Below are 14,958 nucleotides of genomic sequence, written 5' to 3' on the forward strand. Positions count from 1 at the left end.
TAATATGCGTTCGTATAAGCGATATAAATATGAAAAAATTAACCTCCTCCATGATAATCTGTCTCTCTTTAGCGGGTTGCACCACTCAGTGGATCCCTGCAACCAGTAATCCTGTTCCTTTTAGTGAAGCAAAAGTTGAATGCAGATTATCAGCATTACAACAATTTCCTGTCAAAAATGAAATCGCCCAAAGATCAACACTGAAAATGGTGCAGCAACCTTGTATCAATAAAGAGCAATGTGGAAAAAACGGTTACTACAGTCAAAATGTTCCTATGGTCGAAAGCTATGTGACGGATGTCAACGCGGGTTCTAGAAGCGAATTTTATTACGGCTGTATGCACCAAAAGGGCTGGAAGCAAATAACCAAATCCCTGCTTTAAAACTTATTCAACCTGCAAGACAGGGACAGGATGCCCTTTTGGTTATCGGAGCATCCTGCCTATTTTACATTATATTTTTTAAGTAATCGTTTGCGTCATTAATCCAAAATAACGCCAATACGGCGTGCAACTTCCTCATATGCTTCGATCAGGCCGCCAAGACTTTGGCGAAAACGATCTTTATCCATTTTATCCATCGTCTGCTTATCCCATAAGCGGCTACCATCCGGTGAAAACTCATCCCCTAATATGACCTTGCCCTTAAACAAACCAAATTCCAATTTAAAATCCACCAGAATCAAATCCGCATCATCAAACAGTTTGCTCAATACTTCATTGGCTTTGTAGCTCAGACGTTTCATCTCAGCTAAATGCTCTTTGCTCACCCAACCGAATGTCTCACAATAGGATTCATTAACCATAGGATCGTGTTTGGCATCATTTTTCAGAAACAGGTCAAACAGTGGCGGATTAAGCACCATTCCCTCTTCCACTCCCAAACGCTTAACAAGGGAACCTGCGGCACGGTTACGAATAACACACTCAACAGGCACCATATCCAGTTTTTTCACCAGGGATTCATTATCTGACAACCGTTGTTCCATTTGCGTCGGAATGCCCGCGTCTTCCAGTTTACTCATAATGAAATGATTAAATTTATTATTCACCATTCCCTTGCGATCGAACTGTTCAATGCGTTCACCATCCAATGCTGATGTATCATTACGGAATTCCAGCACAAGTAAGTCAGGATTGTCAGTGGCATACACTGTTTTTGCCTTTCCACGATACAACTCAGCTTTTTTCTGCATTTTACACTCCAGAAATATAACGTCTTTAAACGTAACTAATTAAACAAAAAACACATCCAAAATATAAAAGGGGCCTAGGCCCCTTTTATATATTACTTATCCCTGGATTGGCTAAACGCGGCTTCCAGCACCGCCACCATCTGATCATTTTCAGATTGAGTCAACGGCTTACCTTTGTCGCTGATAAATTGCAGGCTGCTTCGGTTATCCAAATCACCCACCTGCAACTTATAATTTCCGCCGAGGATGGAAGGCGCGTCTACTCCCAGCGCTTTCCAGTCAGAAGAACTACGTTCTTCATAAGTCACCTCTATCGCTCCGGTAGAACGAGTACGATCCGTGACTTTCATACCGATGTTTTCCAACACGTATGGCAATCTGTTCCAGACTATGTTGTATGGTGCACGCACGATAATTTGCGGTAATCCGGTATTATCACTACCGCTTTGTACAGAGAGTGGACCTGAGTTTTTAGCACCGCTCAGGCTCGCTGCTTCTTGTTGCTGGCTTAAGTCACTTGCCAATTTATTCAGCATCACAACATTGTAACGCTGGATTTGTACCGGATCGATAATTTCCTTTTCTCCCTGTTTCAAACCTTCGTTCGCAACAGATAGTGCTATTTGGTAATCCTGTTTGGAAACTGAAATACGGTAACGCCCCTGATAAGGAACATTTTCATCCGCTCGGTGCCATGTAATCCAATCTGTCGTTAAGGTTTGTGCAGCATCATCTTTCTGGCTGATTTTATACCCTTTTTCCGCCAGAAGATTATTTACCTGAGACCATAAGCTACTGTATTCAGGAGTATTTTCAAACAACAACTTACTGCTGTTAGCACTATTTTCAACGCGGGAACCCGTCAACAATGCAAGCGCTTGCAATGGAGGACGTATATCCAAATCTTTACCCACAGCCCCCGTTGCCGACGTTGTCGGAAGATTATATTCACCATTTTGCAGTGGTAATGTCATTCCCGCAGGGATGTTCAATAGTTTCAGAGGAGGCGTGTCAAGATAGGATTGATCCCCGCTTACCTGACGTTTATAGCGCTGATCACTGGAGCAGGCAGCTAAAAAAACGACCAATGACAGTCCAGCAATCTTCATGACCTTCGATTTTTGCAATAATGTTGCCATTAAAATTCCCTAAAATTTTACAGTAATCCAGCTATTTTCAAGGCACTACCAACTGGAATTTGCCCTTCCTGCGTTAGCGGAACCATTGGCAAACGCAATGTATCATCGGCAATCAACCCCAATTGACGGCAAGCCCACTTAACTGGCGTCGGGCTAGGTTCAACAAATAATTGATGATGCAATTCCATCAGTCTGCTGTTCAGTTCACGAGCTTGCAAAAATTCACCTTGCTCAACCCATTCACACAACTGCGCCATTTCCGCTGCGGCAACATTTGCAGTGACAGAAATAACCCCTTTGCCACCAAGCTGCATGAAATCGACAAAACTTGCATCATCACCACTTAGAAGAATGAAATCTTCATCACTAACCAATGCTTGGATCTGACTAACACGACTTAAGTTCCCTGTCGCTTCCTTAAGCGCAACAATATTTTTCAGTTTTGCTAAACGCGCGACCGTCGGTGGCAATAAATCACATCCGGTACGGGATGGCACATTATACAGAATTTGTGGTAAGTCAGTATTCTCAGCGATTGCCTTATAGTGCAAATATAAACCTTCCTGTGAGGGTCTATTATAATAAGGTGTGACTGACAGGCAACCCACAACACCCGTGTTTTCGAAACGGTTGGTCAGAGAGATAGCTTCTGCTGTCGCGTTTGCCCCTGTTCCGGCAATCACCGGAATACGCCCGTCAGCCATTTCCAGGGTTGTCAGTACAACATCAACGTGTTCGTCATGGTTAAGTGTTGCACACTCGCCCGTTGTTCCAACAGACACAATCGCAGATGTACCACTGGCGATATGATAATCAATCAATTTTTTCAAACTGGCCTTATCAATCCGGCCAGTTGAATCCATCGGCGTTATCAATGCAACTATACTGCCTGTAAAACCAGAATGATTGCCTACCATTGCCATTTCCTCTTAGTTAAACCTAAAACTGCAAATGAGAGGTTCATGGTACTTTCTTGCTATGCAGAAGAAAACTCTTTAACCACGCGATTTCAATGAATTTTGTTAATATCAAGTGTAGCTGATTAAACATAAATTATAATTTTGTTCCCTTGATAAAGGCGATTGACCTTCTCCTGATCATTTTTTATGTTAAAACACAACATACACAGCAAACACCAACTAAAATTAAAGGAAAACCGCTTTGCCAACATCAGAACAGCATTTTTTAGTGATCACCGCCCTCGGTACCGATCGTTCCGGCATCGTCAATACCATTACCCGCCTCGTCAGCACATGTGGCTGTAATATTGAAGACAGCCGTTTAGCTATGTTTGGCGAAGAATTTACTTTTATCATGTTGCTATCGGGAAGCTGGAATGCCATTACTTTGATCGAATCTACCTTGCCACAAAAGGACGCAGAACTTGAATTACTCATCGTGATGAAGCGTACCCGATGCGGCGTCCAGAAAAAATTTCCTTCGACCATCACCGTTAAGGTAGACGTAGTTGATTCACCGGGAATTGTTGAGCGCTTTACCAGTTTATTCACAACCCAGGATCTTAATATCGCGGAACTGGTATCAAAAACTCACCCAGCCGAAGAAAATCACCCTGCTCGTCTGCAAATCCAAATCACTGGTCACAACCCAGTTGATGATAATGGCACGATATTTAAAGAAAATTTTCATCATCTATGTACAGAATTAAATGCACAAGGCAGTATTATCGTACAAGACCATTTAAATCAAAACGATTAACCGGAGAATAAGTGATGAGTCCATTGAAAGCCGGAGACAAGGCACCACAATTCAGCCTTCCTGACCAAGATGGCGAACCCATTAATTTATCAGACTTCAAAGGTCAACGTGTTTTAGTTTATTTTTATCCCAAAGCAATGACACCTGGCTGCACAACTCAAGCCTGTGGCTTACGTGATTCTATGGATGAGCTAAAAAACGCCAATGTTGAAGTCTTGGGTATCAGCCCAGATGCACCTGAAAAACTATCCCGTTTTGTAGAAAAAGACATGCTGAATTTCACGCTGCTTTCTGATATTGACCACCAGGTTGCCGAACAGTTTGGTGTGTGGGGAGAAAAGCAGTTCATGGGGAAAACCTATGATGGCATTCATCGCATCAGTTTCTTAATTAATCCACAAGGTGAGATTGAACACGTTTTTAATCAATTCAAAACCAGTGATCATCATCAAGTTGTGCTGGATTACCTAAACCAACCTTCACTGTCAATATAGACACAGTAAGTCTTGAGTTGCCACTTTATTAACAAAGTGGCAACTTAGTTTATTTGTTTGGTATTTATTGCATTGTTATTTAATGGAAAATGCTTAGCAAGCACCTAATCATTATCGCATGGTGAACACATTGTGTTGGCCGCTTTATGTTGATGAGTTATTGTTTTGATGAGCATTGTTTTGATGGGCATTGTTTTGATGGGCATTGTTTTGGGCACGAAATATTACGCTCACCCTGGCGCCACCAAGTGGACTATCATCAATACTGATATCACCGTCATATTGCTCGACAACTTCAGACGCTATCGACAAACCAAGACCCTGGCCTGATCGCAGTGTATCGGCGCGTAAGCCACGCTGAAAAATCATTTCTCGCTGCTCAGGGAGGACACCTAATCCATCATCATCGACAATAATAGTGACTGAATTTCCTCCCGAATTTCCTCCCATTGTGGCGGTGATTTTGACCAATTTCAGGCAATATTTACAAGCATTATCCAGAATGTTTCCCATCACTTCCAGGAAGTCATTTTTTTCCCCCAGCCATGTTATTTCAGGAGAGACATCGAGCATAATTTTGATGCCCTTATGTTGATATACCTTAGTTAAGGCACTGATTAGGCCATCGAGCAAGATGGGGACAGAAGAAATCTGCCTCAGAAGTAAGCTATGGTCGCTGCGCATATTGGCTTTGTGTAGATAATATCCGATTTGTTGGGATATCCGGTCAATTTGTTCAAGCATAATGGGTTCAGCTTGTTCAATGGTCAGCTTTTGAGGGGGGCGCAGAGAGCGCAGGGTTGACTGTAATACCGCCAGGGGCGTTTTCAGGCTATGCGTCAAATCCGAGAGGGTTGTGTGATATTTTGCATAACGTTTACGTTCATTGGATAACAAGTTATTTAAGTTTCTGACCAGCCCTCTTAATTCAGTAGGAGGATTCTCATCCAGTTCTTTCCTTTCCCCATTTTCTAATGAACTGATTTGGGTAATTACGGATTTTATTGGCCTAAGACTCCAGTCAGCAGCAAGCCAGATTAATGGAATGATGAGAAGTAGGTTAGCGATGAGTACATACCCAAACCATTCCCATACTTTTGCTGATTCCTGTACATCTTGTGGAATGGTATCAATGATAACAATGGTCATGGCAGGCAGTTTGTCAGTGGCGGGATAAATATTTACAGCAACTGAGTAGGTTAATAACACGTCCTTACTATTTTCTGCCTTTTTTGCATTATCTTGATTTGCTGTTGGATTATAGAAAAAATCCCCTTTTTCTTTAAAATACGCTTCTAGTGTATATAAGCCATCTTTTTTCAGCCAGTCAGGATCAATCATTTTTTCCAATTCAGACACATTATTCTGGCGCCAAAGAATATTTCCATCATTATCATAGATCAGTGCTAATGCGCGATAATTCATGGAAAAATCTTTGGGAACAAGGATTTCTAGCTTGTTATTTTCCCATCTGGCTAATGTGAAAAATAAATTACTTTGGCTACGGAGTATGGAATAGCTTGTTTTATCGAAACTGACTAAATATCCGGCGATAGCAACAATGCCATATGATAGAGTCAATGCAAGAATAATAGCAGCCGTAGCCATGAGAAACCGTGTTCTCAAAGAAAAAGGTTTTTCAGAGAACTTAAACATTATAAGACTTCACATCGAAGCGATACCCTTGACCACGAACAGTGACAATGACCTCTTCCGGCCATTCATTCAATATTTTTTTCCTCAAACGCCCCATCAATACATCAATTGTGTGACTCTCGCGTAGTTCAGCATCCGGATACAATTGGCGCATTAGTGTTTCTTTACTGACAACTTTGCCATTATTGCGCATTAAGGTCTCGATAATAATGTATTCAAAGGCGGTCAACTTAATATTGGTTTCATTGATAGAAAACTCCTTTCTTGAGAGGTTGATTAAAAATGGTGATATCTCAACTAATTGTGATGCCAAACCACTATTACGTCGCATTAATGCCTGTATGCGGGCATTAATTTCTTCCAGATGAAAGGGCTTAGTAACATAATCATCGGCACCCGCGTTTAGCACGTTGACTTTTTCTTGCCAGCTCTCACGAGCGGTAAGAACAAGGATAGGTAAATTAACTTGCTCACTGCGCCAGCGCTGTAACATGCTAAGACCATCCTCTCCCGGTAACCCTAAATCAACGATAGCAATATCAGGGTGACTTTCTTTAAGATAATAATCTGCTTCTTTAGCATTCTCCGCAGCATCAACTTGATGTCCGATATCCCGTAATTGCACGGTTAAGTGATGGCGAAGTAATGCATTATCTTCAACGATCAATATCCGCATAATGATTCCTTATGCTAATCAGTAATTAATGTTTATCAAATAAATTTAAAATAGCTAAGTAATCAATTTCGTCAATAAAAATTAAATAAAATTATAGGTATATGATTATGAATAAACTAAGTATAGTAACAATTTAGCTTTTGTTGGTATATTAATGATTGGTGCGTTTAAAAACAAATGGTTAGGTTGAAATAGTAAATAAATATACAATTTATTTAACTTCTATATAAGTTCATATACTCCATAGCATTCAGGTTGCTACGTGACGATCGGGAGTCTGCTGGGATTACGCAGTTAGCAGGAAATTGCAGCACGAAAATTGCGCATGGGCGGAATAGAACCCGCCCATTTGTAGGGATAAATACAGATTATTTTAACTGGTCAACCAGCGAAGCAGCGTATCCAATGTAATTTGCTGGCGTCATGGATTTGAGGCGCTCTTTTTCCACTTCAGGAAGCTCAAGGCCATCAATAAACGCTTTCATCCCTTCAGCATCAACACGTTTACCACGAGTCAGTTCTTTCAGTTTTTCATAGGGTTTTTCAATGCCATAACGGCGCATAACAGTTTGGATAGGCTCTGCCAATACTTCCCAATTGCAATCCAGTTCACTCAGTAAGTGCTGTTCATTGACTTCCAGCTTATTCAACCCCTTCATAGTGGATTGATAAGCAATCAATGCATATCCCAGACCAACGCCCAGATTACGCAATACGGTTGAATCTGTCAGGTCACGCTGCCAGCGAGAAGCCGGCAGTTTGCTGGCAAGATGCCCCAGAACCGCATTTGCCAGGCCCAGGTTGCCTTCTGAGTTTTCGAAATCAATCGGATTGACTTTATGTGGCATGGTAGAAGAACCAATTTCCCCGGCGATAGTTTTTTGCTTGAAATGGTTCAAGGCGATGTAACCCCAGATATCGCGATCAAAATCGATTAGGATGGTGTTGAAACGCGCCACACAATCAAACAGTTCTGCAATGTAATCATGGGGTTCAATCTGAGTGGTATACGGGTTCCACTGAATACCTAAAGAGGTCACAAATGACTCACTGAATTGATGCCAGTCAACTTGTGGATAGGCGGATAAGTGCGCATTATAGTTACCCACCGCCCCGTTGATTTTGCCCAGAACTTCTGCCTGCTCAAGCTGACGGAATTGGCGCTTCATACGATAGGCCACGTTAGCAAATTCCTTGCCGACCGTGGAAGGTGTGGCAGGTTGACCGTGTGTCCGCGATAGCAGTGGCAGATCGCGATAATCATGTGCCATGCGTGTGATGGTATCGATTATTTGGCACCATTGCGGCAGCAGAATTTCCTCACGGGCTGTTTTAAGCATCAAGGCATGTGACAGGTTATTAATATCTTCTGATGTGCAGGCAAAATGAATAAATTCTGCAACCTGATGCAGGGCAGGAATATGCGCGACTTTCTCTTTCAGAAAGTATTCAACAGCCTTAACATCGTGGTTGGTTGTGCGTTCAATCTCTTTGATACGCAGTGCATCCTGCTCATTGAAATTTGCAATAATTTCATCAAGGTAAGCGTTTGCGTAGGCGTCAAAAGCAGGAACTTCTCGGATTTCTGTGGTTGCAGCCAGTTTTTGCAACCAACGTACTTCGACTTGCACACGGAATTTTAGTAAGCCGAACTCACTAAAAATAGCGCGTAATGCGCTGACTTTATCGCCGTAGCGGCCATCAATTGGAGAAACAGCGGTCAGTGAGGATAATTCCATTGGTAGCAACTCCCGGATTTTATTTAACAATGTATGTTTAACAGATTTATGTTTAATAATTTAGATTTAACAGTTTTTCGCTGACGGTCTTTACCATCTAACCGTTAGCAAGGATCTCTTTTGCCTGTCGGATCAGACGTTGACGAGAAAACATAATTTGCAGGCGGCTACCGCCAACTTGTTGCCATAAAACGGCACTACGGATACCGGCCAGTAACACCGATCTGACTTTTGCCTGAATCAACGAATTACGTAATACATCAGGTGAGCCCGTCACTTGAATGCGTGGTCCCAACGGGCTGATAACATCGACATAAATGCCAGCCAGGGCGTTGAACATTCCCTCTGACATAGGTTCAAAATAGGCTTGCTGACGTTCTAATTGTTCAATGCGATTTGCCAATTGATTGACGGCAGACGGATTTTTACTCAAGCGGCGTTCCAGTGCCACCAAACTCAGCATATAGCGGGTAAGATCGGCAGAAACGCCACTATGTGAACCATTGAACATACCCAACATGGCATCAAGGCCAACACGCAGGTTGCAGGCATCATTGCCAAAGACATCCAGTGTGGAGGTTGGATTCATGTTCAGGACACTGTTGATCATGATTTCAAAAGCATCCGTATCACACTGGCCTTCATGGGCAAGTTTTTGTACCAGACGGCCTGACTGGCAGATACCTGCCAGCGCCAGTGTAATATCGTAATAATTTTTAGCCACAACTACTCCTGTATACGTTGTTCGATCACACCACCACCGAGACAAACTTCACCTTGATAAAACACGGCTGATTGACCCGGGGTGATAGCGGCAACAGGGCTATCAAAACGAACCTCAATGTTATCTTCGCCCAGAGGGACGACAGTGCAGGGAATATCATGCTGACGGTAGCGTGTTTTGACTACACAGCGGATTTCTGCTTGCAGTGGTCGGCGATCCACCCAATCCAGTTGCCGGGCAATCAAACCGAGCGACATCAAACGAGGATGTTCATGGCCTTGGGCAACAATCAGTATGTTATTTTCGACATCTTTATCGACGACATACCAGGGTTCTTCACTACCGTTTTTCGTCCCCCCAATCCCCAGTCCTTTGCGCTGACCGAGTGTATGGTACATCAAGCCGGTATGTTGGCCGATGGTCTGTCCATCAACCGTCATTATCGGGCCGGGCTGGGCGGGTAAATAGCGCCCAAGGAAATCACGGAACTTACGCTCACCAATAAAACAGATGCCCGTCGAATCTTTTTTCTTTGCGGTGACCAGGCCAATTTCTTCGGCAATGCGGCGTACTTCGGGTTTTTCCAATTCCCCTACCGGAAACAGGCTCTTGGCAACTTGCTGGTGGCTTAAGGTATATAAAAAATAGCTTTGATCTTTATTATCATCCAGGCCACGGAGCAATTGGCTCATGCCGTTCACATCCCGACGACGGACATAATGCCCGGTTGCAATATAGTCAGCGCCTAAATCCTCTGCGGCAAACTCCAGAAATGCTTTAAATTTGATTTCTTTATTGCAAAGAATGTCCGGGTTTGGGGTTCTGCCGGCTTGATATTCAGCCAGAAAATGTTCGAATACATTATCCCAATACTCGGCGGCAAAATTAATGGTATGCAGTTCTATGCCCAGTTTGTCACAAACGGCCTGGGCATCGGCAAGATCGGTAGCCGCCGAGCAATACTCTTCACTATCGTCTTCTTCCCAGTTTTTCATGAACAGGCCAGCTACCTGGTAGCCCTGCTGTTGCAGAAGGTAGGCGGAAACGGATGAATCAACACCGCCGGACATGCCGACAATGACTTTTTTCTGGCTGTTATCTGACATGGATATATCTCACTGCGGAAAAAAACAAACGCAATACTTTAGCACGTTGGCAACCAAGGTGCACCAAGCGTCTTCATTTGGCGAAAGGTGAACCATAATAATCCAGTATCGAGAGTGGATAAGTTTTGTGCTCCAGGTAGCAAAGAAGACTTTCGGCGACCAGAGGGGAGCGTAACTGTGAACTGTTAAGGATTTCTTCTGCACTTAACCAATGGCAGCAATGGATATCGTTATCTTGTGGATTGGTATCTATGACTTTTTCCATTTCAACCAGGAATAGAAAACGGATAAATGGGGTTCTGTCCGGCGCAACCCATTGGTGCAATTTTAAAAATGCGTGTGGTTGTACACGAATTCCGGTTTCTTCCCACAGTTCCCGTTCAGCAGCAGCCAGTAATGTTTCATCCGCTTCAAGGTGGCCTGCCGGTTGGTTCCAGAGGAGCTTGCCGTTGATCAATTCTTCAACAATCAAAAATTTATTTTCTGCATGAACAATGCAGGCAACCGTGACGTGTGGACTAAACAAGATTAATTTCTCTCCATTCTCCAGGGGATAATGTGTCTAATTGTATCGAACCCATACTAAAACGGATTAGGCGCAATGTAGGGTATCCCACATGGGCAGTCATTCTGCGTACCTGCCGATTGCGCCCTTCATATAACGTAATTTTAAGCCAACTTACCGGAATGCTTTTTCGTTCCCGAATAGGGGGAATTCTCTCCCAAAGCCACTCAGGCTCTTCGACTAATTCAGCGCCAGCGGATAAGGTTGGGCCATCTTTCAATAAAACGCCGCTACGCAGTTTATTCAGGGCCGTTTCATCAGGAATGCCTTCTACCTGAACATAGTAAACTTTAGCGCTTTTTTTAGCGGGTTGGGTCAGTTTAGCTTGCAATTTGCCATCATTGGTCAGCACCAGTAAACCTTCACTATCACGATCCAGACGACCCGCGGCATAAACATCAGGAAACGGGATAAAATCTTTTAACGTTGCTCTGCCCATTGCATCGGTGAATTGAGGTAAGACATCATAAGGTTTGTTCAAAATCAATACCCGACGAGGGCTAATTGTTTTTTTTATAGCTCTGTTATTTTTTCTCTGGCTGAATCGGTTAAGTTGGCGTTTTTTAAAAGAGATATTTGTCATGATAAGCCATCGTTAAAAATAAGGGTGCGTATTATACCTTAAAATCTGTGACCGTTGGCGTTTGCAGAATATTCAAGTAGTATTGACACGTCCCTTACAAAAAATTAACAAGGCATTGCGCTTATTTGAAAGGAGAGGTTAATGGAAAGCAAAGTTGTTGTTCCAGCGGAAGGTAAAAAAATTACTATTGATGTCAAAGGTAAATTAAGTGTTCCGAATAACCCGATTATCCCTTATATCGAAGGGGATGGCATTGGTGTTGATGTTACGCCGGTCATGCTAAAAGTTGTTGATGCTGCGGTTCAGAAAGCGTATGGCGGTGAGCGCAAAATTTCCTGGATGGAAATCTACACAGGTGAAAAATCCACGCATGTCTATGGTAAAGATGTTTGGTTACCCGATGAAACGCTAGATTTGATTCGTGAATATCGTGTTGCTATCAAAGGTCCTCTGACAACGCCAGTAGGTGGTGGTATCCGTTCGCTGAATGTAGCACTGCGTCAGCAATTGGATCTGTATGTCTGCCTGCGTCCGGTTCGTTACTACCAAGGTACGCCAAGCCCTGTTAAGCAGCCTGAATTAACCGATATGGTTATTTTCCGCGAAAACGCGGAAGATATTTACGCGGGTATTGAGTGGAAAGCAGGTTCAGCGCAAGCGGACAAAGTGATTAAATTCCTGCAAGATGAAATGGGTGTTAATAAGATCCGTTTCCCTCAACAGTGTGGTATCGGTATAAAACCTTGCTCAGAAGAAGGCACTAAACGTTTAGTACGTGCCGCGATTGAATATGCTATTGATAATGACCGTGAATCAGTCACTCTGGTTCATAAAGGCAATATCATGAAATTCACCGAAGGTGCTTTCAAAGACTGGGGTTATGAACTGGCTCGCACTGAATTCGGCGGAGAATTGTTGGATGGTGGCCCGTGGGTTAAGATCAAGAATCCTAAAAATGGCAAAGATATCATCATCAAGGATGTCATTGCAGATGCTTTCTTGCAACAGATCCTGCTGCGGCCAGCAGAGTATGATGTTATCGCTTGTATGAACCTGAATGGTGACTACATTTCTGATGCTTTGGCTGCACAGGTGGGTGGCATCGGTATCGCTCCAGGTGCAAACATTGGTGACGAGTGCGCACTGTTCGAAGCAACACACGGTACGGCACCTAAGTATGCAGGCCAGGATAAGGTCAACCCGGGTTCGGTGATCCTTTCCGCTGAAATGATGTTGCGCCACATGGGATGGCTCGAGGCTGCCGACTTAATCGTTAAAGGTGTTGAAGGTTCCATTGCTGCCAAGACCGTAACTTACGATTTTGAGCGTCTGATGGAAGACGCCAACTTACTGAAATGTAGCGAATTCGGCGATGCAATTATCTCACACATGTAATTAATTGCTTAACTGAATAGATGACGGGAGCTTAATGGTTCCCGTTGTTTTATTATCACAATGGAAACGGTTATCAAAACATTATCAAAACCAGTTATCAAAACCCATCAAATTTCGAGCAACTTAGACGACAATTTTTATCCAATCTTTGCCACGGTCATCATGGTATTTATCTGTCTGTTGCTGCGTTTTATGCCCCAATAAATCTTTCGTATTAATACCCTGATCGCGATATAGACGCTCTGATAATGAGCGCTGCTCATGAAAGGTCGCTGGAGTTCCTTCTCTCCAATCAATATCTGTTTTATCACGTGCTTTTTTGAAGTTTGTTGTTAATGTATTAGCCGTTACTTTTTCTCCGCGTTTAGACTGTGATGTGGTGTGAAAGTAGTGAATTAAATACGGACTAACAACACGGTCGCGGCATCGCGCAACAACTTCTCTGAGAGAAATATTGAGAGCATTGCATCGTAACGTTAAGGGGATAGCTAATCTGGTTCCTGTTTTTTCTTGAGAAACATGCAGATGATCGTCCCAAATATCACTAAATTTCATCTCAGAAATATCACCTAATCTCTGGCCTGTTACTATTGCTAACAACATTGCATTACCCATGTACTTGTGGTGTGAGTCAGCGACTTCAAATATTTTTTGCCACTCATCCAGATTGAGACGCTGACGAGTCACTCTCCTCCTTGGCTGCTTAGTTGCTAGGGCGGGATTGTAACCCGGAGGAACCTCCCCGGCATGTTGAGCTTCCTTAAAAACATCAATCAAAACAGAACGGATAACTTGAGCCATACGAGGTTGTCCGGCTGATTTATATTGATCCAGTATTTCAGCTATATCTCTGGCATCCACGGCAGGAAGAGACTTCATTGCTAGAGCTTGCCGCATTAAATCTACCGGCTTGCGTTTCTGTTTGAACGTATTGAGTTTGATATCACCAGTTTCCAGGCGTTCTTCCTGAACTTTCCAGTACCTATCCAGCCACGTATCAACAGTAATTTCTTTTCCCTTAATTTTTGCTATACGATCACCAATTGCCATGACTTGCCGGCTACGTTGTTCAGCTAGTCTATTGTTGGCTTCAATAGCAATTTCTTTTGCTTCTTGCTCATCGTCGCCTAAAGCATGGTATTTTCCTGTAATGGGATGTCGATAGCGCCAATACACCTTATTGGTTTTGCGACTAAACAATGGGTATAAGTTGGGGATATTGATATTGTTTTTGCGAGGTCTAGCAGCCATCATTTAAGATCCTCTGTAATTTAGGATTATCCGACTTATTTATAGTTGGAGTAGCTAACCGTCCAACTAGTTCTGCATCTTCTCTAACCCGCCAAATGCCGCCTTCTTTTTGTGCTGGTGGGTAAAAAAAACCATTTCTAGCATAACGTTGAAGGGTGCTTAAACTAGGCGGGCGACTCCTATATCTGTCGCTTGCCCATTCATCCAGAGTTAGCATCTGCATATTTTAACCTCTTTTCATTTCCTTCTGAATCAACCGAACATAGTAAACCAGCACTGATTTAGCGCTGAATTTCATGTGGTTGAGTGGTTTAAATTGGGGTGTGTACTTATCGAGGACTGCGGTCACTGCGGTATCGTCGTATTTTGGTAGTTTTTCCAGTTCTTTGAGGCAATCCCTTGCCACCGTCCTCCTTGCGTTCTCGAATTCGTTAGTCATCGGTGATGAAATTAACTCCGTTAATAAATTCAATATCATTCACGGGCGACTCATTCCCCCACGTATCCCAGCCATCCATTGACTCACGGGCAAACAATTCAATGCGCGGGACGTTGCCGTATAGCTGCTCCAGTCGATAGTTAACCTCTCGCGGCTTTCGTGAATGCTCACGCAGGCATGAATAGATGACCTGTTTCACACTGGCGCTCTGTCGTGGCAGTCCGTTGCCCCGAACGGCGATCAACATATCCTCAGTGTTGCTGCGGGTGTAGTTGCC

18 protein-coding genes are annotated in these 14,958 nt (G+C 43.3%); 4 read left to right on the forward strand and 14 right to left on the reverse strand.

The features are described from left to right. Nucleotides 1–29 precede the first annotated feature (29 nt). Nucleotides 30–383 (forward strand): hypothetical protein, encoded by a 354-nt coding sequence (locus tag AAY47_RS06325; protein ID WP_053460723.1) that lies wholly within the window; start codon nucleotides 30–32, stop codon nucleotides 381–383. A 98-nt stretch (nucleotides 384–481) separates the two neighbouring features. Here the strand turns inward: AAY47_RS06325 and purC are convergent, their stop codons facing one another. The 3 genes from purC to dapA all read right to left on the reverse strand — a co-directional run bounded on the left by purC (nucleotide 482) and on the right by dapA (nucleotide 3,251). After that, complete coding sequence (purC, locus tag AAY47_RS06330; protein ID WP_047767981.1) at nucleotides 482–1,195, reverse strand: phosphoribosylaminoimidazolesuccinocarboxamide synthase; 714 nt, start codon at nucleotides 1,193–1,195, stop codon at nucleotides 482–484. A 92-nt stretch (nucleotides 1,196–1,287) separates the two neighbouring features. Further along, complete coding sequence (gene bamC / locus AAY47_RS06335; RefSeq protein ID WP_047767983.1) at nucleotides 1,288–2,334, reverse strand: outer membrane protein assembly factor BamC; 1,047 nt, start codon at nucleotides 2,332–2,334, stop codon at nucleotides 1,288–1,290. A gap of 17 nt (nucleotides 2,335–2,351) precedes the next feature. Further along, on the reverse strand, nucleotides 2,352–3,251 hold the full coding sequence (dapA, locus tag AAY47_RS06340; protein WP_047767985.1) for a 4-hydroxy-tetrahydrodipicolinate synthase: 900 nt from the start codon (nucleotides 3,249–3,251) through the stop codon (nucleotides 2,352–2,354). A gap of 244 nt (nucleotides 3,252–3,495) precedes the next feature. Between dapA and AAY47_RS06345 the strand changes: the two genes are divergently transcribed. Then, nucleotides 3,496–4,053, forward strand: a complete 558-nt coding sequence (locus AAY47_RS06345; RefSeq protein ID WP_047767986.1) for a glycine cleavage system transcriptional repressor — start codon at nucleotides 3,496–3,498, stop codon at nucleotides 4,051–4,053. Between the two features lie 14 nt (nucleotides 4,054–4,067). Continuing rightward, nucleotides 4,068–4,547, forward strand: a complete 480-nt coding sequence (bcp, locus tag AAY47_RS06350) for a thioredoxin-dependent thiol peroxidase (protein WP_047767988.1) — start codon at nucleotides 4,068–4,070, stop codon at nucleotides 4,545–4,547. A gap of 144 nt (nucleotides 4,548–4,691) precedes the next feature. On the opposite strand, the gene phoQ is transcribed toward bcp, so the two are convergent. The 7 genes from phoQ to rluE form a co-directional block, all read right to left on the reverse strand. Beyond that, nucleotides 4,692–6,203 (reverse strand): two-component system sensor histidine kinase PhoQ, encoded by a 1,512-nt coding sequence (gene phoQ / locus AAY47_RS06355; protein WP_047767990.1) that lies wholly within the window; start codon nucleotides 6,201–6,203, stop codon nucleotides 4,692–4,694. Then, nucleotides 6,196–6,879, reverse strand: coding sequence for a two-component system response regulator PhoP (gene phoP, locus AAY47_RS06360; protein ID WP_047767992.1), 684 nt, complete (start codon nucleotides 6,877–6,879; stop codon nucleotides 6,196–6,198). The genes phoQ and phoP overlap by 8 nt, the downstream gene beginning before the upstream one ends. A 368-nt stretch (nucleotides 6,880–7,247) precedes the next feature. Further along, nucleotides 7,248–8,618: an adenylosuccinate lyase gene (gene purB / locus AAY47_RS06365; protein WP_047767993.1), complete on the reverse strand. Its 1,371-nt coding sequence runs from the start codon at nucleotides 8,616–8,618 to the stop codon at nucleotides 7,248–7,250. 97 nt (nucleotides 8,619–8,715) lie between these two features. Further along, complete coding sequence (gene hflD / locus AAY47_RS06370; RefSeq protein ID WP_047767994.1) at nucleotides 8,716–9,342, reverse strand: high frequency lysogenization protein HflD; 627 nt, start codon at nucleotides 9,340–9,342, stop codon at nucleotides 8,716–8,718. Between the two features lie 2 nt (nucleotides 9,343–9,344). Further along, on the reverse strand, nucleotides 9,345–10,448 hold the full coding sequence (gene mnmA / locus AAY47_RS06375; protein WP_047767995.1) for a tRNA 2-thiouridine(34) synthase MnmA: 1,104 nt from the start codon (nucleotides 10,446–10,448) through the stop codon (nucleotides 9,345–9,347). 73 nt (nucleotides 10,449–10,521) lie between these two features. Further along, nucleotides 10,522–10,974 carry an NUDIX hydrolase gene (locus AAY47_RS06380; RefSeq protein ID WP_047767996.1) on the reverse strand — a complete coding sequence of 151 codons (453 nt, stop codon included), beginning with the start codon at nucleotides 10,972–10,974 and terminating at the stop codon, nucleotides 10,522–10,524. Beyond that, nucleotides 10,967–11,596 (reverse strand): 23S rRNA pseudouridine(2457) synthase RluE, encoded by a 630-nt coding sequence (gene rluE / locus AAY47_RS06385; protein ID WP_047767998.1) that lies wholly within the window; start codon nucleotides 11,594–11,596, stop codon nucleotides 10,967–10,969. Before rluE ends, AAY47_RS06380 begins: the two co-directional genes overlap by 8 nt. 141 nt (nucleotides 11,597–11,737) lie before the next feature. Between rluE and icd the strand changes: the two genes are divergently transcribed. Next, entirely contained in the window at nucleotides 11,738–12,991 is a 1,254-nt protein-coding gene (gene icd, locus AAY47_RS06390) for an NADP-dependent isocitrate dehydrogenase (RefSeq protein WP_047768000.1), read from the forward strand. Nucleotides 12,992–13,114: 123 nt separating this feature from the next. Here the strand turns inward: icd and AAY47_RS06395 are convergent, their stop codons facing one another. The 4 genes from AAY47_RS06395 to AAY47_RS06410 form a co-directional block, all read right to left on the reverse strand. Then, complete coding sequence (locus tag AAY47_RS06395; RefSeq protein WP_047768028.1) at nucleotides 13,115–14,242, reverse strand: site-specific integrase; 1,128 nt, start codon at nucleotides 14,240–14,242, stop codon at nucleotides 13,115–13,117. Then, a complete protein-coding gene (locus tag AAY47_RS06400; RefSeq protein ID WP_047768002.1) occupies nucleotides 14,232–14,465 on the reverse strand; it encodes an excisionase in 234 nt (77 codons plus the stop codon). The genes AAY47_RS06395 and AAY47_RS06400 overlap by 11 nt, the downstream gene beginning before the upstream one ends. 3 nt (nucleotides 14,466–14,468) lie before the next feature. After that, complete coding sequence (locus tag AAY47_RS06405) at nucleotides 14,469–14,648, reverse strand: hypothetical protein (RefSeq protein ID WP_152669774.1); 180 nt, start codon at nucleotides 14,646–14,648, stop codon at nucleotides 14,469–14,471. A 25-nt stretch (nucleotides 14,649–14,673) separates the two neighbouring features. After that, on the reverse strand, nucleotides 14,674–14,958 hold a 285-nt coding region (locus AAY47_RS06410), incomplete at its 5' end, for an MT-A70 family methyltransferase (RefSeq protein WP_047768030.1).

The sequence above is a fragment of the Xenorhabdus griffiniae genome (assembly GCF_001028135.1).
GTDB classification, from domain to species: Bacteria; Pseudomonadota; Gammaproteobacteria; order Enterobacterales; family Enterobacteriaceae; genus Xenorhabdus; species Xenorhabdus bakwenae.

What these genes read in the sequence shown, in the direction of transcription:
- AAY47_RS06395 (WP_047768028.1), bottom strand. Translation starts at nt 14,242, where the DNA reads ATGGCTGCTAGACCTCGCAAAAACAATATCAATATCCCCAACTTATAC.
- AAY47_RS06325 (WP_053460723.1), top strand. Translation starts at nt 30, where the DNA reads ATGAAAAAATTAACCTCCTCCATGATAATCTGTCTCTCTTTAGCGGGT.
- purC (WP_047767981.1), bottom strand. Translation starts at nt 1,195, where the DNA reads ATGCAGAAAAAAGCTGAGTTGTATCGTGGAAAGGCAAAAACAGTGTAT.
- bcp (WP_047767988.1), top strand. Translation starts at nt 4,068, where the DNA reads ATGAGTCCATTGAAAGCCGGAGACAAGGCACCACAATTCAGCCTTCCT.
- icd (WP_047768000.1), top strand. Translation starts at nt 11,738, where the DNA reads ATGGAAAGCAAAGTTGTTGTTCCAGCGGAAGGTAAAAAAATTACTATT.
- mnmA (WP_047767995.1), bottom strand. Translation starts at nt 10,448, where the DNA reads ATGTCAGATAACAGCCAGAAAAAAGTCATTGTCGGCATGTCCGGCGGT.
- purB (WP_047767993.1), bottom strand. Translation starts at nt 8,618, where the DNA reads ATGGAATTATCCTCACTGACCGCTGTTTCTCCAATTGATGGCCGCTAC.
- AAY47_RS06400 (WP_047768002.1), bottom strand. Translation starts at nt 14,465, where the DNA reads ATGCAGATGCTAACTCTGGATGAATGGGCAAGCGACAGATATAGGAGT.
- phoQ (WP_047767990.1), bottom strand. Translation starts at nt 6,203, where the DNA reads ATGTTTAAGTTCTCTGAAAAACCTTTTTCTTTGAGAACACGGTTTCTC.
- bamC (WP_047767983.1), bottom strand. Translation starts at nt 2,334, where the DNA reads ATGGCAACATTATTGCAAAAATCGAAGGTCATGAAGATTGCTGGACTG.
- rluE (WP_047767998.1), bottom strand. Translation starts at nt 11,596, where the DNA reads ATGACAAATATCTCTTTTAAAAAACGCCAACTTAACCGATTCAGCCAG.
- phoP (WP_047767992.1), bottom strand. Translation starts at nt 6,879, where the DNA reads ATGCGGATATTGATCGTTGAAGATAATGCATTACTTCGCCATCACTTA.
- dapA (WP_047767985.1), bottom strand. Translation starts at nt 3,251, where the DNA reads ATGGTAGGCAATCATTCTGGTTTTACAGGCAGTATAGTTGCATTGATA.